The 22,375-nt window shown below is 48.1% G+C and carries 19 protein-coding genes; 5 read left to right on the forward strand and 14 right to left on the reverse strand.

What is annotated here, in order from left to right:
* Positions 1-20: 20 nt before the first annotated feature.
* The gene (locus NST47_RS22880) at positions 21-230 is read right to left on the reverse strand and encodes a hypothetical protein (protein WP_341157199.1); all 210 of its coding nucleotides are present in this window, start codon (positions 228-230) and stop codon (positions 21-23) included.
* Positions 231-454: 224 nt separating this feature from the next.
* On the opposite strand from NST47_RS22880, the gene NST47_RS22885 reads away from it, so the two are divergent.
* Together NST47_RS22885 and NST47_RS22890 are read left to right on the forward strand one after the other, a co-directional pair.
* Positions 455-1,642 (forward strand): cytochrome P450, encoded by a 1,188-nt coding sequence (locus NST47_RS22885; protein WP_341157200.1) that lies wholly within the window; start codon positions 455-457, stop codon positions 1,640-1,642.
* Between the two features lie 191 nt (positions 1,643-1,833).
* Complete coding sequence (locus NST47_RS22890; RefSeq protein ID WP_341157201.1) at positions 1,834-3,987, forward strand: HelD family protein; 2,154 nt, start codon at positions 1,834-1,836, stop codon at positions 3,985-3,987.
* 283 nt (positions 3,988-4,270) lie between these two features.
* On the opposite strand, the gene NST47_RS22895 is transcribed toward NST47_RS22890, so the two are convergent.
* The 4 genes from NST47_RS22895 to NST47_RS22910 all read right to left on the reverse strand — a co-directional run bounded on the left by NST47_RS22895 (position 4,271) and on the right by NST47_RS22910 (position 8,810).
* Entirely contained in the window at positions 4,271-5,263 is a 993-nt protein-coding gene (locus NST47_RS22895; protein WP_341157202.1) for a 2-hydroxyacid dehydrogenase, read from the reverse strand.
* A 46-nt stretch (positions 5,264-5,309) separates the two neighbouring features.
* Entirely contained in the window at positions 5,310-6,149 is an 840-nt protein-coding gene (gene larE, locus NST47_RS22900; RefSeq protein WP_341157203.1) for an ATP-dependent sacrificial sulfur transferase LarE, read from the reverse strand.
* Between the two features lie 226 nt (positions 6,150-6,375).
* The gene (locus NST47_RS22905) at positions 6,376-8,088 is read right to left on the reverse strand and encodes a putative bifunctional diguanylate cyclase/phosphodiesterase (protein ID WP_341157204.1); all 1,713 of its coding nucleotides are present in this window, start codon (positions 8,086-8,088) and stop codon (positions 6,376-6,378) included.
* Positions 8,089-8,333: 245 nt separating this feature from the next.
* Positions 8,334-8,810, reverse strand: coding sequence for a glutathione peroxidase (locus tag NST47_RS22910; RefSeq protein ID WP_341157205.1), 477 nt, complete (start codon positions 8,808-8,810; stop codon positions 8,334-8,336).
* Positions 8,811-9,005: 195 nt separating this feature from the next.
* Between NST47_RS22910 and NST47_RS22915 the strand changes: the two genes are divergently transcribed.
* On the forward strand, positions 9,006-10,307 hold the full coding sequence (locus NST47_RS22915) for an AAA family ATPase (RefSeq protein ID WP_341157206.1): 1,302 nt from the start codon (positions 9,006-9,008) through the stop codon (positions 10,305-10,307).
* 37 nt (positions 10,308-10,344) lie between these two features.
* Positions 10,345-12,054: a vWA domain-containing protein gene (locus tag NST47_RS22920; protein ID WP_341157207.1), complete on the forward strand. Its 1,710-nt coding sequence runs from the start codon at positions 10,345-10,347 to the stop codon at positions 12,052-12,054.
* Here the strand turns inward: NST47_RS22920 and NST47_RS22925 are convergent.
* Complete coding sequence (locus NST47_RS22925; RefSeq protein WP_341157208.1) at positions 12,051-13,445, reverse strand: MATE family efflux transporter; 1,395 nt, start codon at positions 13,443-13,445, stop codon at positions 12,051-12,053. The two genes, NST47_RS22920 and NST47_RS22925, sit on opposite strands and share 4 nt — an antisense overlap.
* Positions 13,446-13,724: 279 nt before the next feature.
* Here NST47_RS22925 and NST47_RS22930 point away from each other — a divergent pair, with 279 nt between their 5' ends.
* Positions 13,725-15,083: a hypothetical protein gene (locus NST47_RS22930; RefSeq protein ID WP_341157209.1), complete on the forward strand. Its 1,359-nt coding sequence runs from the start codon at positions 13,725-13,727 to the stop codon at positions 15,081-15,083.
* A gap of 85 nt (positions 15,084-15,168) precedes the next feature.
* Here NST47_RS22930 and NST47_RS22935 read toward each other — a convergent pair whose 3' ends face one another.
* The 8 genes from NST47_RS22935 to NST47_RS22970 form a co-directional block, all read right to left on the reverse strand.
* The gene (locus NST47_RS22935) at positions 15,169-16,245 is read right to left on the reverse strand and encodes a DUF3900 domain-containing protein (protein ID WP_341157210.1); all 1,077 of its coding nucleotides are present in this window, start codon (positions 16,243-16,245) and stop codon (positions 15,169-15,171) included.
* A 137-nt stretch (positions 16,246-16,382) separates the two neighbouring features.
* Complete coding sequence (locus NST47_RS22940) at positions 16,383-17,000, reverse strand: superoxide dismutase family protein (protein ID WP_341157211.1); 618 nt, start codon at positions 16,998-17,000, stop codon at positions 16,383-16,385.
* A 131-nt stretch (positions 17,001-17,131) separates the two neighbouring features.
* Positions 17,132-17,812 (reverse strand): class I SAM-dependent methyltransferase, encoded by a 681-nt coding sequence (locus tag NST47_RS22945; protein ID WP_341157212.1) that lies wholly within the window; start codon positions 17,810-17,812, stop codon positions 17,132-17,134.
* A gap of 48 nt (positions 17,813-17,860) precedes the next feature.
* Positions 17,861-18,052: a YqaE/Pmp3 family membrane protein gene (locus NST47_RS22950; protein ID WP_262688624.1), complete on the reverse strand. Its 192-nt coding sequence runs from the start codon at positions 18,050-18,052 to the stop codon at positions 17,861-17,863.
* Positions 18,053-18,105: 53 nt separating this feature from the next.
* Positions 18,106-19,317: an MFS transporter gene (locus NST47_RS22955; RefSeq protein WP_341157213.1), complete on the reverse strand. Its 1,212-nt coding sequence runs from the start codon at positions 19,315-19,317 to the stop codon at positions 18,106-18,108.
* A 21-nt stretch (positions 19,318-19,338) separates the two neighbouring features.
* Positions 19,339-20,517 carry an FAD-dependent monooxygenase gene (locus NST47_RS22960; RefSeq protein WP_341157214.1) on the reverse strand — a complete coding sequence of 393 codons (1,179 nt, stop codon included), beginning with the start codon at positions 20,515-20,517 and terminating at the stop codon, positions 19,339-19,341.
* 44 nt (positions 20,518-20,561) lie between these two features.
* Positions 20,562-21,587 (reverse strand): LacI family DNA-binding transcriptional regulator, encoded by a 1,026-nt coding sequence (locus tag NST47_RS22965; protein WP_341157215.1) that lies wholly within the window; start codon positions 21,585-21,587, stop codon positions 20,562-20,564.
* 20 nt (positions 21,588-21,607) lie between these two features.
* A complete protein-coding gene (locus NST47_RS22970) occupies positions 21,608-22,372 on the reverse strand; it encodes an SDR family NAD(P)-dependent oxidoreductase (RefSeq protein WP_341157216.1) in 765 nt (254 codons plus the stop codon).
* Between the last annotated feature and the right edge of the window lie 3 nt (positions 22,373-22,375).

A 22,375-nucleotide genomic window follows, 5' to 3' on the forward strand; every position in this document is an offset into this window, starting at 1 on the left:
CCTATTGTAGCTTGCAGAGGTTAAGTATGATAAGCTCCGCTTGGTTCATTCAGTACCCATTCGAGCATCATAACCATGGACTCCAGCTGTTCAGTCTTTGAACGAAGCCTATCGATTTTCCCCTCGCTCTCGGGATTGCTTTGCAGTACATTTGCCAGATCAGCTTCTGCTGACTTCAGCTGGACAACCAGCTCATTGCGTTTTCTTTTAATTTGATCCTCGGTTCTCATATGATCCCAGCCTCCAATTCGTCAAAGTAGATGGATAATATCATATCGAAAAAGCTATCGTTCGTAAAACTTTCATACAATTTCATCGTGATTTGCCCATTTCCGGGTAAACAAAGGTATAGCTCAGGTATAGGTGGGAAATAATAACACCTTTCCAAATGCTATGTGATTACCCAGAATCCAGACTTGCCATTCGTGACAAAAAATGAGGAGGTATCATACTTGTGAGTATCTTATTAACCCCGGAGCTGCTCAGAAATCCTTATCCCATGTATGATCAAATGCGCGCAGGACAGCCCGTTGCATATATGGAAGCTATGAAGTTCTGGTCCGTGTTCGGCTATGACGATGTACGCACCGTGCTGTCCGATCAAGCACGCTTCTCTTCCGGCCACGGCAATGAAGCGAGTGCTGAAACTGCTGCTCAAAAGTCTGCACAGGCTAACAATGGCTTTTCTCTAATTACGACCGACCCTCCAAGGCATACCATGCTTCGCTCTTTGGTTAGCCGTGCCTTTACGCCTAAAGCGGTTGCTGCCTTAGAGCCGCGTATCGAGCAGATTGCCAACGAGCTGCTTGCTCCATATATTCAATCAGGTGAGATCGACCTTATTCATGACTTCTCTTACCCGCTGCCGGTTATCGTCATAGCCGAGCTGTTGGGAATTCCAAGCGAGGATCGCGACCGGTTCAAGCATTGGTCCGATGAGGTCGTAGCCTCAGCCAATGCAGTAGTTGGAGAAGTCAATCCCGAGTCCCAGCAAGCACTCATGGAGATGCATGCTTATTTCCGTGAGATCATAGCCAAACGCCGCATCCATCCTCAGGATGATCTGATCAGCGCTCTCCTGCTGGCTGAGGAGGAGCAGCAGCAGCTGTCTGAGCATGACATCTTAGCTTTTTGTTCGCTGCTGCTTGTCGCAGGTAATGAAACAACTACCAATTTGATCGGCAATGCCGTTCTTACCTTGTTGGAGCATCCTGAGCAATGGGATCAGCTTCGCCAAGACACGCAGCTTCTTCCTTCTGCCATTGAAGAGGTGCTTCGTTATCGTTCCCCTGTTCAAGCGATGTTTCGTACGGCCAAGGAGGAATTAGAGATTGGTGGACAAACGATTGCTGCTGGTAGCCGGGTCGTTGCCTGGATTGGATCGGCAAACCGTGACGAACACAAATTTATGAATGCCCATACGTTCGACATCAGGCGAAATCCAAATCCGCATATTGCTTTTGGCCATGGTATCCACTTCTGTCTCGGCGCACCGCTTGCACGTCTGGAGGCCAGGGTCGCACTTAGAGTCATCATGGATCGGCTTCCGAACCTGCAGCGGATCAATCAGGATTTGCTTCAGCCGGCACGCGGATTTATCGTTCATGGAGTGGAAAGCCTGCCTTTGCGATTCCATCATTAATGATAAGTGTCATGCAAAAGGCTTCGCGTTCGTTGGCAATCCGGCGGCACGAGGCTTTTTGGGATGATTCAGTTCTCTGGATATTCACAGGTATTATACATTTCATACAATGATTGCAATATAGAGGTGAATTGTGATATGATATCCGTCCTGTCTAACACAATACGAACGGAATGAGCGGAGGTTATCACTTGGAAATCAGCATGCAAAACGCGTATGACGAGGAAATGAAACGGTTGGCGGACACGTTCACCGAAATTGACCGACAGCTGCAGGAACTGGCAAGCATTCCGCCCTATACCGGGCATGATCACACCGAACAAGTGCTGGATTCGATCCGTGATTCACGACGTCGTAATCTGGCTGTTGCGCAGAGCGAACCTTATTTTGGCAGGCTTGATTTTCAGGAAAGCGGTCACAAGGAGCCTCTCCCTCTTTATATTGGCAAGGTTGGCGTTGAGAAGGATTTGACGCTGGAACTGATGGTCGTCGATTGGCGTGCTCCGGTTGCTTCCCTTTTCTATTCGTACACTGGAGGATTGGATGCTACTCAATACGATTCTCCTGATGGTCTTGTGGAAGGCCTTGTGTTTTTAAAACGAAATCTTGTCATTCGCAAACAAATTCTCCAGCGGGTAGTCGATACATTCGATCGAAACGGCGACAACATGGCAGTTACCGATGAATTCCTGCTCTACCGTTTGGGAGAAAACAAGGATAATAAGCTGCGCGACATCGTTTCCACCATTCAGTCCGAGCAGGATTCGATTATCCGTGCTGTCAAGAACAGCGCTTTGCTCATACAAGGTGTCGCTGGAAGCGGTAAAACAACGGTAGCTTTGCACCGACTCGCCTACCTGCTGTATCAATACCGCGATCAGGTTCGTGCTGAACGCATGATTATTTTCGCGCCTAACCGCATGTTCCTCGATTATATTTCAGGCGTGCTTCCTGAGCTTGGTGTCGGCGATATTCAACAAACTACCTTTAGTGACTGGGCGCTGGAGCTATTGGAGCATGAGGTGAAGCTGATCGATACCTCTGAGCAATTGCGTTACTGGTTTCAAACCGGGCCAGGCCGGCCTGTAATGAACGACGCTGCTCCGGGCCGCTGGAAGGGCTCGATTAGGTTCATGCAATGGCTGGAGCAATCACTGGAGCAATTCGAAGCTTCTGCCGCTCCTCATGCAGATTACAGTCCTTGGGACGGTGTGAAGCTGAGCAAGCAAACGATGCGTCAGTGGTATGAGGTAGAATACAAGCATGACCCTTTAATGAAAAGACGCGAGCGTGTGATGGCACGCATTAAACGGTGGCAGGAAATGGAGCTTGAGAAGGTATGGGAGGTTCATCTGAAAAAGGACTATAAGAAAAAGGCATCCAGTCGGCTGCGCGACTATGCCAAACATTGGACGGCCTATACCCCCTTTACGTTCTATAAAGAGCTGTTCCAAACCGCTGGCAAGCCCGATTATTTGTCCATTGAGCTTTACAATGAAATACCTAAGGAATTGCTTGCCTCCACCGAAGCACACCTTAAGAAAAAGCGTGTTCAGCCGGAGGATTTGGCAGCATTACTCTTCATTCGCAGCAAATTTCAAGGTATCCACGGGGATCTGACCTTTGATCACACGGTCATTGATGAAGCCCAGGATTTTTCACCTTTTCAGGTGGCTTTGTTAAATCTGCATACCCGCAACCAATCGTTTACGATTTTGGGAGACCTGTCCCAAGGAATTCATGCCTATCAAGGGATTCGCAAATGGGATGAGTTTACGGCGCTTTTTGAAGAAGGTAAAACGGCTTATTTTCAATTGGACCGCAGCTATCGATCTACGATGGAAATCATATATTTTGCCAATGAGGTATTAAAGCTCGGTCTGGATCAGCCTGCAGCCTTGGCCATTCCCGTGTTCCGCAGCGGGGACCCGGTCCAAATTGTTCGGGTGGATGAAGCCAAGCTGATTGCCTCCATCATCACTGCTGTCCAGAAGCTGCAAACCGGCGAAATTTCAACCGTGGCGATTCTCGTTCGTACCGAGGCACGCAGCGAAGCGCTCTACAAGAAGCTTAATGCAGCTGGCCTGTCGGTCAACCTGATCGCGGCGGGTCAACAGCACTATGAAGGTGGTATTTCCATCGTTCCGACCTTTATGGCTAAAGGACTCGAATTCGATGCGGTATTGATCATTGATGTGGATGATGTTCATTATCCTGCTACCGAGCAGGATGCCAAGCTGCTGTATGTGGGCTGCACCCGTGCCTTGCATTCGCTGCAAATTTGGTATGATGGGACGGCCTCACCCTTAGTTGATCCTATACAAGGTGATTTTGTATTAAGATAAGCCCGTTTCATATGTAATTCTAAGGATGAGAGCGATTGTCTAAACCCCTACGTTGGTGCGTCGGCGAGGACATGGGTATGGGATTGCAGCCGTTGTTGAAGTCGTGTTCCATTTATTAGACTCGGAGGTGGGAACACGACTTCAAAGACGGGCCGTAAACCCTCCACCCCACACCCATGTCCTCTATTCATCCTTTTTTTATGTAAATAAAGCCCGTCTCAAGCAGCTTGGCTGCCGGGACGGGCTTTTTGTATGGATCAGATGTGTTATCTTCCTATGACGATTATACTTTACCTACGCCTTGCAGTTCCTGAACAACATACGCTTCGCCGCCGGTTAATGCACCAACGAGATTTTTCGCTGCCAGCATGGCCATATCGTAACGCGTTTTGTCTGTAGCAGAGCCAATGTGCGGCAAGGTAACGACGTTCGGCATTTTGAGCAGCGGATTGTCAATCGGAGTTGGCTCCACATCGAACACATCAAGGCCTGCGCCACGAATGGTTCCGTTGTTCAAAGCTTCAATCAAAGCCTGCTCATCTACCGTTGCACCACGCGATGCATTAATGAAGAACGCCGTTGGCTTCATTAGACTAAATTGCTCTTTACCAATCATATGCTCGGTCTCTGGTGTCAGAGGCGTAATAATGACTACATAATCCGACTCAACCAGCAGCTCATTCAAGGAGCAGTAGCGAGCGCCATACTTGTCCTCAACATCCTGCTTGCGGCTGCGGCTATAATACAACAGATTCATATCAAAGCCGTGTACAGCCCGCTTGGCAATCGCTTCACCAATTCGTCCCATACCGATAATCCCAACAGTTGCATGATGAATATCCATTCCGAACAGCTCCGTACCTTTTACGGCACCCTTTTGCCATTTACCTGCCTTCACAAAAGCATCAAGCTCCGCAATTCTTCTACCTGCGCTCAGCATGAGCGCAAGCACAAGATCCGCAACAGTTCCATCCAGAACGTATGGAGTGTGCGTGCCAAGTACTCCTTTTGCCTTCATAGCCTCAAGATCAAAATGATTGTAACCAACCGAAGACGAGCTGACTACGCGCAGCTTAGGAGCACGATCCAGCAGTTCGGTATCAACAGCCCCTCCAGAGAGGAATACACCTTCTGCATCCGCAATCTTTTCCAGCAGTTCAGCACGAGGCATCGTGCCTTCCTTGTCCCAGTAAGTACAGTCACAATGCTCGTTCAAATAATTTTGAACCGTTTCCGGCACTTTTTGCGTGATAAGAACTTTTGGTTTCGCTGACATTTTCTTTCCTCCAGGTAGTGGTTTTATGGAATCCATTTTACTTAAGCTATACAGTTTCTGCATGAACGGATTGCTGATCGGGACTTAACACTTCGTTCAAGCTTCCTGAGCGGTAGCCCTTTAAATCCATCGTCACGTAGGCATAGCCGATTTCCTTCAGCTTGGCATGTACGGTTTCAGCTACGGCCAGCACCTCGGGCAGATCTGCGGCAGGCACTTCGATACGAGCGAGATTTTCATGCTGTCTGACCCGCACTTGACGGAATCCAAGTTGAATCAGGAAATCCTCAGCCTGGTCAATCATCGACAGCTTTAAAGCTGTAATCGCTTCCCCGTAAGGTATTCTTGAAGACAGGCAAGCAAATGAAGGCTTATCCCATGTACGCAGCCCAAATTGACGGGATAGATGGCGGATTTCTGATTTTTTAATACCCGCTTCCAGCAGTGGCGCTCGCACCCCTTGGTCATGAGCAGCTTGAAGTCCAGGGCGGTGTTCTCCCAAATCATCGGCAATTGCACCAAATATAACGTGATGATAGCCTTTTTTCTCTGCAATCGGAATCAGATGCTCGAATAATGAATTTTTGCAAAAATAACAACGGTTCGTCGGATTCTCGGCATATCCAGGAATGTCCAACTCACTTGTATGAATAACCTCATGCGGCGCATTAAGCTCCTTGGCCAGCAGAATGGCCTCTTCCTTCTCCCGAACCGGATACGTTTCGGAATCTGCGGTTATCGCCAAAACACGCTCAGGACCTAAAAACTCCAAAGCTGCTTTTAATAGAAAAGCACTATCCACGCCACCGGAAAAAGCGACGACGACCCGATCCATCTCGCGTAAAATGCGACCCAGCTCTTCATATTTCTGTTCGATCGTTTGCATGGAAATCCCTCCTTAGAGTTTTGCTTTCGCAAAACTATCTTCGTAAGCATTTGCTTAGAGTTTTGCTTTTGCAAAACTTTCTTCATAAGTCCAACCCATTGCATCGTATTTCAGCTTCCGGAACTCCGGTCAGCCTAGCCATTAGGATTGCTGTATAAATAAAACAGGACTTTTAGAAGTCCGCTTTATTATAGTCCTTTTTACACTCAAGAAAAAGAGCAAATTTTCAAGGCTGCACATAAAAAGGCGACAGAAGTTCCCCCCCTTCGTTTAACAAACGTTCGAATTCCATTGCAGGAAGCGGTTTACTAAAATGATATCCCTGTGCGTGGCGGCAGTCCTGAAGCAGCAAAAATTGCAAATCCTGTGCCGTTTCCACTCCTTCGGCGACCACCTCCAGCCTTAAATGGTTGGCCATCGCTATAATCGTACTTACAATTGCCGCACTGTCGGCATCATGATTAATATCGCGAATAAACGATTGATCGATTTTTAGCTTATGTAAGGGAAGTCTGCGTAAATATTGAAGTGAGCTGTAGCCGGTCCCAAAATCGTCCATCGAAATTCGGATACCCAAGTCCTTCAGTTCATTTAATTTGCGAATCACACGCTCAACGTTGTCCATCGCCATGCTCTCTGTAATTTCCAGCTCCAGAAATTTGGATTCGAGCTCGGTTTCTTTTAAAATTTGCGTAATATCACCGATCAGATTATGCTTCTGGAATTGACGAAGCGATAAGTTCACGGAAATCGATAAATGCAGAAATCCTGCCCTTTGCCACTGCTTATTTTGCCGACATGCAGTCCGAAGCACCCATTCACCAATCGGTACGATCAAGCCTGTTTCCTCGGCAAGCGGTATGAATTGTGCAGGTGAAACCATCCCATGTTTCGGATGATGCCAGCGGATCAACGCCTCTGCACCCATCAGCTCATTACGCTGTATGTCATACTGTGGTTGATAATATAACTCAAACTCTTCACGCTCCAACGCCTTGCGCAAATCGTGCTCCAGCTCTAAGCGAAGCCGCGCGTTGGCTCCAAAATCCCCTTGCTGAAGGCGGTAAACACCCTCGCCATATTCCTTCTCCATTGCCTGTACATTGGCCGCATGCAGCAGAAGTCCATTCATGTCCGTGCCATCTTGCGGGTAAAAAGCCAATCCGATACTCCCCACAATCACAATTTCCCGATCCCTCACCAAAAAAGGAACCATCAGTTGTTCATGAATCGAACGTGCTTTCTCCACAATTTCTGCGGAATCTCCGAATCGGGAAAATAGAACAGCAAATTCATGGTTACCTAATCGGCTTACCGTACAATCGAATCCCACTAGAAGCTGCAGCCTTTCACCCACCTGCTTAAGCAGCAAATCTGCCAAATTGGGGCCGAGCAAATCGTTGACCATTTGAAACCTTTCCAAGTCCAGCAGCAGAATCGCAAACTGGTCTTCCTCAGAACTGCCCAAAGAAGCAGAAATCATTTGTGTCAACTGGATTTGAAACATGGTGCGATTGGGTAGTCCTGTCAATGTGTCATGATAAGCCATATGCTCGATGAGCTGCAGTGCCCTCTTTTGGTCTGTTACGTCCTTGAGCACTACATATATAAACAACTGTCCATCACTGTCAACCGGGATTAAGCGCAGCTGCAGCTCCGTAACCTGTCCGCCCCGTTCAGGAAATTCAACCTCCAGATTGCTTGCCAATCCTCGCAATGCACCTTGAAAATGAGTAGCAAACGTATGTCCATTCTCCTTATCAAGAAGAGATTCAAAAGTACAACCTAACCAATCCTTCGAGTTTAGTCCCGGCAATCTGCTGCATTCTGCATTTAATTGTATAATTTTACCGTTCGAACCCAAAAGCACGATAGCATCGCCGCTAAGCATGAATAGGGGCTGCTGCGTAAGTGGCAGCGATGATTCTAAATAGTCCATGATTGCCTTCTCCCCAGTCTGCTGTATGAGCAGATTCCGCTAAAATACCCTCTCATTGTTAGACTACAACGAGCTTCCCTGTGGAAGTAAGTCATGCGAGCCCTCTCAAAACTTAAAGTTTAGCTTTTCAGCGTCAATTATATCATAAATGAAGGAAATTGATGACGAAATTAATCGAATCATGTAGAAAAAAAGGATTATGCGGCATGCACACAATCCTTCGTTATCCAAATATGTAGAAGTTATTACAGCAGCTTCTCAATGGCTTCCGTTAACTCAGTATCCTCAGGTGCCACACGGCTTGAGAATCGCCCGGCAATTGTGCCCTCTTTGCTAATTAAAAACTTTTCAAAATTCCATTTGACATCGCCCTGCTGCTCAGCCTGCTCCGTTAGCAGCGCGTATAAAGGGTGCTTATCCTCACCCAAAATAGCAACTTTGCCCAGCACTTCAAAGGTGACACCGTAGTTCAAGCTGCAAAACTCCTGGATTTCTTCCGAGCTTCCTGGCTCTTGTCCGCCAAAATCGTTGCAGGGCACGCCCAGAACAACCAGCCCTTGATCCTTCCACTGTTGGTTCAGCTTTTCAAGACCTGCATACTGCGGTGTAAAGCCGCATTTGGAAGCCACGTTCACGATCAGCAGCACCTTACCCTTATATTCGCTTAATGATTTACTCCCACCGCTCGCTGTCGGCACGGATATTTCGTAAATGTTAGACATGGTTGATACCCTCCTCAAAGTTTTGTCTTATCATACCATGAACCCGCTCACAAATAGAAATCCTGTGACGATTCGTATATCTAAAATTATTTTGTTACAATTAAAGCTGGACTTGGGCAAGCTATGACATATTTGCAGGGGAGGTACCCGTTCGCTAACGATTAAGGTCGTTGTTAGCAGCGGACGGACATTCAAATGAATGAAATTCAAAGAATTCAACATCAGCTGGAGCAGGCTATAGGTCTGCTGGAAAGCCGCTTCCTGGAGCGTGAAGAGCTGATTCGTTTACTTGTACTCGGCTTGATGGGCAATGAGAATGTACTGCTGATCGGCCCTCCCGGCACAGCCAAATCGCAGCTCGCAAGAGCGATCTCACAGCTGTTCGGCAGCGGAGAATGGTTTGAATACCTGTTAACCCGCTTCACCACACCTGATGAGCTGTTTGGTCCAGTTTCGCTGCAGAAGCTGAAGCTTGATCAATATATTCGGCAAACCGAAGGGTATTTGCCTGCTGCTGACTTTGCTTTTCTCGATGAAATATTCAAAGCTAACAGCGCTATCCTGAACGCCTTGCTATCCATATTAAATGAACGAATCTTTTTCAATGGACGTGACAAAGAAGAATCCCCGCTCCTTTTTCTGATGGCGGCCTCCAACGAGCTGCCGGAAGAAAATGAGCAATTGGCCGCATTATATGACCGTTTTCTGATTCGCTACGAGGTTGGCTTCCTGAAGCATATGTCGAGCTACGAGCAGATGTTTCAGCTTCCAACCGACTCGCTTCCCTCCCTGTTGACAGTCAAGGATGTGGAAACGGTTAGAAAGGCGTCTGAACAGGTCACCATACCGGAATCTCTTATCTATATGCTGTACCAGTTGAAAACCGCTATGGAAGCTAAAGAATTCACCTTATCAGACCGCCGCTGGCGCAAGATCGGGCAATTGTGGAAAACCTCAGCGGCTTTAAACGGGCGTGATGCAGTTAACGTCTGGGACACCGTGTATACGCCTAACATGCTGTGGGATTTTCCAGAGGATGTGACGGTAGTGCAGGAATTGTTTCATACCGCTTTTCAGGAGGCTCTTAAACAGCAGTCTGAGCGGGATCTGCCCCTTCACGACTATGATCAGACAGCCAAACGATGGCTCGATATGGAGGATGAGCTTCATGCCTTCCAGTTCAAGAAGGAAGTCGGCGGATCACTTGGTAAAGAAGCGCAGGAGCAGTTGAAGGATCGGCTTGAGCAATGCAAGCAAGAGCTCGAAGAGACAGCCCGACAGCTGCGCGGTAAATTGGTGCAGTGGCAGCAGCGGGAGAAGGATTGGCCCGGCTATATCCGCAACCAAAACTTTTTGCTGATTCATACGGATCGTTACGCTGTTAAATACACCCATTTGCGGATTCAGGGAGAACGGATCCTGCAGACGCTGCAAGGCTTGTACCGAACCTTGTTTGATCGTGAAATTCCCGGAGTCCAATACGATTACACACTTTAGCAGGCAGCACCATTATACGTATAGGCGGTGAGTGAGGTTGATCATCCAATGTGCCCGTATAGACCGTTATGTATTTGATGGATATGTCCACTCATCGCGCACGGCGCAGGAATGGATTCGCGAGACAAAGGGCTCGGCGGCCTGGTTTTCGGTGGAGCTGTTTGCCGATTTTTTCATGTGCTTTTATTTACCCAAGCCGGAAATCAACCGTTCCCAGGAAGCTGCACCTTTTCACCATTGGCTGGTCGGACAGCTGCGCAGGCAGTTTTTCTATCGCTCCATTCGTCCCCGCACGATAGGTGAGGTTAATGCTTCGTTCAAGACCGCACTCAAAGCGTTGATGTGGCTGACAACCACTTATGCCGAAGAGGTGAAGCAGCGCAAGCAGGATGAAACGCTGATGGGGATTGGCTTGCAGAACAGGCAGACGGGGCTCGGACAGGACAGCACTCAGATCAGCGAGCATCTCAGCGATAAACAGCTGGAGCGACTGAAGCTGGTCGGCTACACGCTCCAGCAGGGGAAACGCAATGTTGAGGATAAGCAGGCTTCTCTCGATTCAAGGCCACTGGTGGAATCGGAGATTCAGCAGTTGAAGGAACGCATTGTAACGCTGCAAACGGAGATGCGGACGGATTTCGTCAAACGGGATAAGCTGAAGCTGAAGCTGCGCAAGTCTGAAACGGAGCTTGAGCAGCGAGAACGTCAGTTGGAACGATTGACCAAACGCGAGAAGGACACCTATCAACAGCTCGAGGAGCAGCTGGGACAATGGCTGAACCGTTCGCTTAAGGAAGCCTTGGGGCGTGAAGAACAGGAAAGCCTGGACGTTCACGATTTGCTGCAAGCTAGCCAACGCGTAGCCAATCGCTATTGGGGAAGTGATCTTGGAAGGCTGCACAGACAGGAATTCGCCAACTATCTCCAATGGCTGGACAAGCTGAAGCGTCACCCGGAGCTGATCGCCTTTCTTCAGGAAGTCGGCCGCAACCTGCAGCATCTTAAGGTACAGCGCCGCAACCAACGCTCGCCCCATATTCCTGAAGCTTATGACGATCTGCGGCAATCAGCCGACATCGCCCATATGCTGCCAAGCGAAGCCAGTTTGCTGGCTGATCCGGATTTTGAATCGTATTTTCTGGTGAAGTGGCTCGACCGCAAGCTGCTGACTTACAATGTGAGCGGACGCACCAAAGAACCGCACAAAGGGCCGGTTGTTTGTATGCTGGATACATCGCATTCGATGCGCGGCAGCAAGCTGCGAGTAGCACAAATTTTTGTCGCGACCTTTGCTGCCTTTAGTATGCTGGAGCGGCGCGACTTTGCCCTGCTGCTGTTTGGTGCCCAAGGTGAATTGGTCGAGCAAACGTTATACTGGCGCAAGCCCGACTGGCCGGCATTTTACGCATTGACACAGCTGGCATTTGGCGGAGGTACCCATTTCGATGCGCCCATCAAACGGGGAATTGAGATGGTGGAAGCCAACTCCCGCTTCAAGGACGCCGATTTCGTCATGGTCACCGACGGTATAGGCACGATTAGTGCACCCGTCCGCCAGCAGCTGGCTGAGTTAGGCGCTCATAAGCAGGTGCGGCTGCACTCGCTCATTGTCGGTAATGCCCGACAGCACCTTGTCAATCGCTACGATATTTTGGGTGTTTCTCATCAGGTCCGTTTTGCTGCAACCTGGGAGACGCAGTCCACTTCGAGCAATGAGCTGCTTCTTGATGTATTTCGCAAGCGTTAGGCTGGTTTAGCTGCCGGCCTCATTCTTGCTTTTTTCCAATTTCCGAATCGATAGTAGAGAAGGTTCAAAACCGCTGCTACTGTAAAGCTGATCGAAAAGCTCCACCAGATGGAGTCAAAGCCGTACAAACCACCCAAGAGGTAAGCAAGCGGATTCCGTACCAGCAATAAGGCGATGAAAGAAATGACCAAGGGTACTATAACGGATCCAGAGGATCTGACAACACCGGCGACCACATTGAAGATCCCAAATATAATAAACGACCAGAGCGTTAAATTATTAATGTGCACACCGATATCTATCGCATTCCCCTCGGGGAGAAACAGGCTGACGGCTTGACGGTTAAATAAATGGATGAACGATACCAGCACACCCGTCAACCCCACATTGAAGGCCACACCCGTCCATGTAATCCGATTGACACGCTCCCAATTCCCTGCGCCAATATTTTGTGCGGCCATTGAGGTAACCGCACCGCCTATCGCAAGAGCTGGCATCTGTACGTAGCTTGAAATTTGGGTAGCAATACCAAAAGCAGCTGAAGCCTCTGAGCCGTATGAGTTCACCAAATGGACCAAAAACAGATTGCTTAACGAAACAACCACCATATTCAACCCCATCGGAAGTCCCTTTTGGATGAGAGCGCGTACAATATCCCATTTTAATCGCAGCATATGGAGATCGTCTTTGGTGATACGAAGAAAATATTTTTTTCTGTACAAATACAATAGCAGCAGCACAAAGCTGACCAATTGTGAGAAGAAGGTCGCATAAGCAGAGCCGGATATGCCAAGCCGTGGAAAGGGTCCCATCCCTTCGATCAATAACGGATTCAGCAGAACGTCTAGCCCGACCGACAGCAGCAAAAAGTAAAATGGGGTTTTGGCATCGCCTGACCCACGCAGCACGGCCATCACGAGATTATAGCCAAACATAAAAGGTACCCCTGCAAAAATAATCCGCGTATACGCAATTGCAAACTCCCTCGCATCTGCCGGCGTATTCAACAAATCAAGAATTTCCGGAGAAAAAATCAAACCGATCGCTCCGACAATAATCGATAGTACCATAAAAAATACCGCGCTTGTGCCCACTACCTTTTTGGCCTCGTCTACCCGCTTGGCTCCGAGATTTTGTCCGATTAAAATAACAGCCGCCATGGCAATTCCAAAAATCGCACTAATTAACAAAAACATAATAATGTTGGCGTTTGACGTTGCCGCAAGTGCCTGCTCGCCGAGAAACTTGCCAATCCAGATCGCATTGATGGATCCATTCAAAGATTGGAGCACATTGCCGAGCAAAATCGGTAAAGAAAATAAAAAAAGTGTTTTGGCGATAGGTCCTTCTGTTAAAGAGGGACGTGCCGCCGCTGGTTTAGAAGGGCTCATCGATATTCTCCTTTATTATTAAGTGACAATCCATATAGCGCATGTTCCAAATTCAACTTGAAGGGCTTTCCTCTTTTATAAGAAAAGCTTCTGATCGAAGCCTATTCGACGAAGATACATCCGTGTCCAATAGGTTGCTTTTCTTGAAACATAAGAATTCTTCAGCTCCGCTGAAAACTTATAGATTCTTATGTTATAAAAAGGATACCTCATTAAATCGTTCAATGCTATAATACCTAAAGAATTAATACTGATACCTACTCAGACAGGAGAACAACCGTGATTACCACCATGATCCATTCAACAAGACCCATTTTTTACAGCTTATTAGTTTTAACCTTTGTACTGCAGACCTTGATCGGCTCGACCTGGCTGCTAATAGTTGAAGGTAGCCTTGCGATCGTATGCCTGGCCATTTCCATGCATGACGCCCGCAGGATGTTTCAAATCGCCGGCTCACTTTTTATTGCAGCGGGCATCGCATGTATGATCTGGGGACAGCTTCCGATCTCTCAGCTCCCCTTATTAATGACATCCAACGTCATGCTGATTTCACTTTTGTACATGCTGCCGTTCATTAACCGGGTCATCCGGATAGGTGGCTACGATCGGCACTTGAGCAGATGGCTCCATGTGAAGTCCGGTAACCTCGGCAGCTTATATGTACGATCCTTAGCTGTAAGTTATTTGCTAAGCCTTTTTCTGTTTTTTGCCGCTCTTCCTTTGGTTCACAAAGTACTGAAAAAGCATCTGCAGCATCAAGAGCAGGGTTTGGCCAATCGGTTCATCGCCAGTGCCATCTTACGCGGCTTCGGGATAGTCGCATTATGGAGTCCGGTCGAACCCTTGGTGGCAACCGCTGTGGTCATTACCGGCATCTCTTATATGTCGCTTCTTCCCTGGATGCTCGGTTTATCTGTCCTGATGTTTATAGCGGGTGGCCTATGGGGCTTAAGCTACCGGCGAATCAAGGACGAAGCCATGATACAAACAACTGCCAAAGCTCCATCATGGACCAAAACCATTACATTTTTGTTCGCTCTCTTGCTGTTGATTACTCTCGCTTTCTTACTGCAATCCGCCTTACATCTGTCATTTTTCACGGCCATGACGTTTGTATTGCTTCCTTTTTCTATTGTATGGGCTATCGCTTTGCGACGATTGGGCCGCTTTGTCGCCGCCATCCGTTTGCATGGGAGAGAGGGTATCATCGGACTGCGCCATTTATTGGTATTGTTCCTGTCCTTCGGTTTTTTCAATAGCGCGGTGTCCAAAAGTCCGCTGTTTCATCTGGTCGAGGGCTCCGTTCAATCGATCTCTCATTGGCCCTCCTTACTGCTTATTGTTATTTTTCTGGTTTGCTTTCTATTACCGGTTGCAGGTATTCACCCTTTGGTCGTCATGGGAGTATTTGGCTTCCTGCTGCAGCCAGTTCTTGTGATTATGAATCCGCTAAGTATCGCCATGGTACTCATTACCTCATGCTTATGTTCTTCCTTTATGGGAACCTTTAATTCAACAGTAACGATCATGAGCGGCTTGCTCCGTGTCAATCCTTATCGGATTACCGCATGGAATCTCGGCTTTGGTTTACTGTTTGGAGGTACAGGTGTGCTAGTCAGTTACTTGCTGTTATAGTTGTTCAGCTCATCACAATCACGTATAAAAGGAACAGGCTGCTTTTAATGCTTGTTCCTTTTTTCTACGTGGATTGCTATTATAGCTAACCAGCTTCTTCCTCTGCCTTGCTCCTGATCCGATCCACAATTTGCTCCAACGGCTCCGGCTGCAGCAGCTCAACAGGCAAAATACCTTTGTCGAACATCAGACCCTCGCCCTCCAACACGACTACGTAACGATCCCCCAGCTTCGCAATATGCAGACGGTCGCCAAAATCGGCCAATAACGCTCTAACCGTCATATTGCCAAGCTTAAGCTTCATCTCCAGCTCCGGCTGCTGCTCAATCAGTACCGAGGACGCCTCCATTACCTGTTCCTGTGACCATTTCTCCTGCAGCTCACGCTTCTCGCTGTAAGCCCACACTTCCATCTCCTGTGTCTCTTTCTCACGTGCTTCCTCATTGTCCTCGTAGACCTGCTCAATATATTGGTGAACAAAACCAAGCACCTGTTCATTCAATATTTCCGGCTGCGATTTCTCATATTCCACATATTTCAGAAAGTCCTCAAAATAACGGGCATGTGAGGATTGATGGATCTTCAGCTCCCACGGCTCGAGCATTCCTTCCTCCGGCATATGCGGGTACATGATCGACTTCATATTTTTGGCATTGATCGCCATCTCAACCTTGTTAAGCAAGCTTCGTTCATCCGTGATCCGGGCGATTTTTTGTTCAAAGTCACACTTCAATACAAATATAAACGGTTCATCGAACAATTGACTCAGCTTGGCGCGAGCAACGAACATCGCCCCGCCGCGGATAGCACTTGTATCCATATAGGCCTGTACCAAAGCTTCGGCATGCTCGATATAGGCATCCATCGTATCCGCCATACGCAGCCGCGCAAATAAATTATAGTTAGGATTGCTGTCCAGATCATAGCCCGGCTCCACAGCGAATCGACCGATTTTTGTAGGCACCTGCTCGGCTTTCGGGTTGCGTTCAGCGTGACGCTTGGCAATTTTGGAGAATTCTCCACCGAGAAAGGAGCTGAGCTCACTATCTGCATAATCGTCACCGTCGAGCGTCTGATAATGCTTATATCGCTTCCCGCCTTGCTCTTCTTCCCCCTCGATCTGAATCACAAAAAAAGATATACATTCGATGTCAAACTTCATTCCTGCAGCTCCCTTATGAGGATAAATGTCCAAATAAAAACCCACCACTAGGGGCTTCTTAAAGCCCCGAAGGCGGGTTTAAACATCTTAACACAGGTTTAAGGGATGCAGCAATCCTTCACAATTTCCAAAACAAATTACAGGATAACACCGCAAGCAATACGGGCGCCGGAGTTTCCTGAAGGATCGGTCATATAATCATCTTCCGCTTCATGGATGACCAGAGACGTACCGCCCTGCTTCAACAAGGAATTGGCTTTATCCTTATCGAGCGTCACCATCTTGTTAACGAGCTCAGCACGACCTTTTCCATCAGCCCCAACCTCCAGATTCAAAAGATCGCCGGCGTGTGGTCCCTGAGGATTATTGAAGCCATGCTTCTTGCCTTCCGGATTCAGATGATCTCCAGCTGTCTTGAAATCAGGACCTGTACATACGCCGTACTGATGGATGTGAATGCCATGCTTGCCAGGTGTTAGTCCAGCAACCTCAACTTGCATCTTGACACCTTCTGGAATCGAGGATAACACGGCAGTTCCCGTCTTGATCCCCTTACTGTTGATGATGTCAATCCGTTTGATCATCGGTCCTGAATCCTTGGCCATTTCGGTTGCTGTTGAAGCAGCGGTACTTTCAACCTGATGACCGTGCTGCGGTGTACGTTCAGCCATAGTCGGCTGATTGCTCCATTCACAGCCTGACAAGAGCAGGATGCAGCTTAGTAACGCAAATCCCCTGTTTCTATTTCTACTCATGTGATTCCCTCCAAAGGTTCAATCAATGTTCCTTAGTCATTGTTGGCCTATTGAGAGGAAATTAAACTTATTTTGTCACAAAATTTCTTCTGAACCTGTTATATTCGACAAAAACCTCCATGAGATGACCATCATGAAAAAGAAGTGGGCTCCGGAGATGTATCCTGCTCGTGCTGCATCTCCTCAATCGGGTCGAAAAATAAAATGTGCGGCTTTTTCATTACCCAGGTCGTCATACAGCGCTGATTTGCGACATTGACCGTTTTGAGCGGTTCTAGCAGAATACCCTGCAGCTTCTCGGTCATCTTTAACAAACGCTCTTCGTCCATAAGAAAACGTATGCTCCGGTCAGGCAATCGGTAACGATGCTGTCCGAGCGGTATCACCCTGTCTTCAATGCCAATGGACGAAGCCAATCTGACAAACAGCAGGCCGCCTGGACGAAGCACCCTCCACAGCTCATACAGCATACGCTGGAAATGCGCATCATGATCAGCAAAATGCAGCACGGCATTACTGATCACGACATCAAAGCTTTCATTAAGAAAGCTTATTTTATCGATGGATTGGACCTGGGCATATTCATCCGACCAGTCCGCAGCCAGCTCCGCCCCAAGCCTGCGTACATCTGCTATCGCTTCCTCCGAGTGGTCAATGGCATACACCTCGAACCCACTGCGCAGGAAATAAACCAGATTACGTCCAGAGCCACAGCCTGCATCCAGAATCCTCATGCCTTTTACAATTCGACCCTTTAACAGCTGATCGAACAAATAAATATCGATATCACCGTACAGCTCGCGAGGGTTCATTCGTATATCAGCCCGATTCCGAGAGTTTTCGTAGAAAGCTTAGTTCGGTTATTTATTTTTCATCGATCTTGCTAATTGTTCCATTCTTTTATTGCTTTTAGCTTCACTGACTACCATGATGGCATGAATGACTCCAGGAAGCCAGAAGCATAAAGTCAATATTAGATTTATCAATGCCTGAAATGGCTTACCGCAGAGCAGCACCGCGAGCGGTGGCAGCAGAATGGCTAATAAATACATGGCTCATCCTCTCCTTATTCGGGGATACCTCTATTTCAACGCATTCCTGAAGCTTATGCAAGCACTTTTTTATCCTTTGGAAGTAAAATAGCCAATATGCCTAGCAGAGGTAAGTAAGCAACCAGCTTCATGATAAAGGAAATACTTGTAGCATCCGCAACCCAGCCTAATGCCGCCGATCCAAGTCCACCGATCCCAAATGCCAGACCGAAGAACAAACCTGAGATCAGACCTACTTTACCGGGCAGCAGCTCCTGAGCATACACAACAATAATCGAAAATGCTGAAGAGAGTACAAAACCGGCGCATACACACAATACACCTGACCAGAACAGATTCGCATATGGCAGCATAATTGAAAACGGAGCTGTTCCAAATATGGAGAACCAAATAATATTGCGACGACCGTAACGGTCTGCAAGCGGTCCGCCAATGAAGGTCCCCGCTGCTGAAGCGACTAGAAAAGCAAATAAAAACCATTGGGCATTGCTCACGGTAACCCCATAATCCTCAATTAAGAAAAAGGTATAGTAGCTGGTAATACCCGACATATACACATGCTTGGTGAATACGAGGAACACAAGAATGACGATTGCCCAAGAAATTTGTGCATGTGTCAAGCCTGCCTTGCTGCTTCCAGTCGTGACTGTTTTGGCTTTGGGTCTCGGACGAATATCCTGTCGACTGTACCATCGAGCCACATTAAATTGAATAATGATTGCAATGATGGCTGCAAAGGTTAGCCAGATCACACCGAATTGACCGATGGAAACAAATACGACAGCCGTCATAATGGGACCCAACGCGCTCCCGATATTACCGCCAACCTGGAAAATCGACTGCGCCAGTCCTCTTCTAGCTCCTGCAGCCAAATAAGCTACCCGTGAGGATTCGGGGTGAAATATCGCGGAACCAATCCCCATGGCTATTACCGCAAATAAGATAATTGCATAGTAAGGTGCCAGTGCCAAACCAACTACTCCTACTAAGGTAAAACATACGCCTATAGGTAAAATATAAGGACGCGGCCGAATGTCGGCATAATACCCAACAAGCGGTTGAATGAGCGAAGCGGTCACATTCATTGCCAGTGCAATCATCCCGATTTGCGTGTAGCTGAGCTGCAAGGAATCTTTAAGAATCGGGAATAACGCGGATACACTGGATTGCATCGTGTCGTTCAATAAATGAACAATACTGATCGCGAATAAAATCGGAAATACGGTTGTCTGGATGGGTGCTGATTGATTTTGTGCTTTTGCCACAGTCGGTACTCTCCTTTTTCTCTAAACCTCATATCCGACCAGCCAGTCAAATCGTTTGACATGCATGCTGGGTGGAATCATACGCAGCAGCCGGTTTCTTACAAAGATCGCTGCTGGAATTTCCGTTTGAACGACTTTTGCCATGAGTCGCGATTGACGCACCACCTTGGTTGCGCGTGCAAGGCGACGTTGTTCATACTGCTGTAGAGCTGCAGGAAGGTCAGTGTCCACGGATTGCAAGCATTGTGCCAGCACTAACGCATCCTCCATAGCCTGAGCACCGCCTTGACCTAAATTAGGCAGCATCGGATGTGCCGCATCGCCCAGTAAAGCAACTCTTCCCTCTGTCCATCGTCCTATAGGGCTGCAATCATAAATATCGTGAGAAAGAATAGAATCCTCCTCAGCTGCAGCAATAACGGACTCGATTGGTTGGTACCAGCCGCGAAATGTCGAAAGTGCCAGCTGCTTTCGTTCTGCTGCCGGATGTGAAATACCTTCACTAGAATTGATCGCTGCAAACCAGTAGATGCGTCCGTTACCAAGATGCGTAAAGCCAAACCGCTTGCCGTGCCCCCAGGCTTCAAAACCTCCGCCAATGTCTAACGGGTAGCGCTGATCCTCGAACATGGAAATGCCACGCAGCGCCGTAAATCCGGAATAACGAAGCGGTGAGGGCCCAGGGAATTGTCTTCTCACCTTGGAACGTATGCCATCAGCACCTATCAAGAGTTCACCTACTCCTGTACATCCATCCTCAAAAGTCGCCGTTACCTGATCCTGGTCCTGAGACCAGCCGACAAGCTTTTTGTTAAATTGCACATCTGCCGTTGCATCCAAAACATCTAGTAAAATAGATTGCAGAGTAACCCGATGGATGATGTAGCTGGACGTCCCATATTTCATAGCTTGTTGAGTGGTAGGCAAATCGACAAGCAGCTTTCCATCCCAGGTGCGAATCTCCGCTTTTCCAATAGGAGCTCCCTGTGCCTGAACCTGATCAGCTGCCCCCAGCTTGCTGAGTGCCTTCATTGCATTAGCTGCCAATACAATTCCGGCGCCAACCTGAGGTATCCCGGGTGATCGCTCATACAGAGTTACCTGCCAGCCCTCGTTCCTTAAAGCAATCGCTGCACATAATCCGCCGATGCCAGCCCCTATAACCATCGCTCTTCTTGGCTTCGAATTGCCAGCTTTCATGACTGATCCTCCTGAATAGGTGTCACTCTCTGTCACATTTCCATTCATTCTACCACAGTATTCTGCAAACGTCTGCCCGTTGAATTGCGAATTATGAGTGCGCCCACCAGCATTCGTATAGTTTCCGATGGTGGTTCTCTTCCCTCCATTCTGGCCAGCAGCTGATAAGTTGCCAGCTCAGCCGCCTCCGGTCTGGGAAAATGGATCACCGTTAACGGAGGATGCGTCTGTGAGGACATCAGAATATCCTCACAGCCTGCTATCGATAATGTGCCTGGCACCTCGATACCAAGCTCGCGACAAGCAGCAAGGCTGCCGGCAGCCATTAAATCGTTAGCGCATATTAGCGCTTGGAAAGGGAGTCTGCCCCCGGTCTGCTCCAATCGCTGCTTCATTTGTGCGTGTGCCGACTCGAAACGACCTTGATCCTCCAGCTTGTCCCCGGAGTGAAACAGCATGCCCTCGAAGGTGAGCGCCTCCAAAAAGGATCGAAATCTGCACTCATAATGATGGTTACTGCTGCCTCCGCTCATAAAAGCAATCCGTTCGTGTCCATATTGTTTCAGATGCCGGACCAGCTGCCTCATAGCATCGATCCAATCAATATCGACAACGCCGTCCAGTTGAAGCCTCCTTGCAGGCTCCATTATTGAGACAATAGGGATTCCCATTGCCCCAAAATGCTCAATCGTGCTCTCTTTCAACGATTGCCCGAGCAATAGAATTCCATCCACCCGCCCCATGTACAGCTCCTGCAGCTGCTCTTCCTGCGTTTCCTCATAGGTCTGAAAAAAAACAAAATATCCGTTTTCCTTTGCTACAGATTCAATACGCAGTAAAATGCCAGCTTCAAAGGGATTGCCGAGAAATTGAACAAGTACAACGATTTGCTTTGATTTCTTGGTTTTCAGACTGCGAGCTAACAGATTAGGCTTGTAATTCAGCTCAAGCACGGCCTCCAATACTTTTTGCCTGGTCGCTTCCTTAACAATATTCCGATTGTTCAATACGTAAGAAACGACCGCTGCGGATACTCCCGCGCGGTCGGCTACATCTTGTCTGGATACCATATTGTGAACCACCCTGACTGCTAAATTCCGAACGTATTGCCTCCGTTAACAGACAGGCATTGTCCGGTAATAAACTTGGCTTCCTGAGAAGCCAAAAACGATACAGCGGCAGCAATATCAAGCGGCTCCCCCATATGCTGGAGAGGGACCTGCTTCTGATACCCGTCCGTGTCGGAATCCTTATGTCGTTCTACAGGAATCCAGCCAGGAGCAACCAGATTCACCCGAATTCCATATGGAGCCAGCTCGTTTGCCCATGAACGTGTCATGCCGATCATGGCAGCCTTGGCCGTCACATAGCTTGAGAAATTCGCATTGCCAAGCTGTGCAACCTCACTGCCAATGTTGACAATGCTGCCTGAGCCCTGCGACTTCATTCCTGCTAAGACCGCCTTGGTCAGCAAGAGAGGTGCTTTCACGAAAAACTCCAATTGATCCGTATAAATTTGCCAGCTGCTTTCCTCGATTGATAACATCGGCTGCGGCCCTGTAGCATTATTGACTAATATATCGACAGAGCGGCCTAACCACCGAACCAAATCCTCAATAAGACGCTCAACCTCTGATTCCTGCGTAATATCGGCACGAATGGCTATTGCCGTGCCACCCGCTTCTGTGATGAGACGTACCGTTTCGTCCGCATCTGCGACACTGTTAGCGAAATTGACCGCAACTGATGCACCATGACCTGCCAGCTCGACTGCGATCCATCTGCCTAATCCCCGGGAAGCTCCTGTGACTACCGCGAGCTTGCCTTCAAGCTTACCAGGCATCTTACTATTCAAAGA

Source organism: Paenibacillus sp. FSL H8-0034 (genome assembly GCF_038000305.1).
GTDB lineage: Bacteria > Bacillota > Bacilli > Paenibacillales > NBRC-103111 > Paenibacillus_S.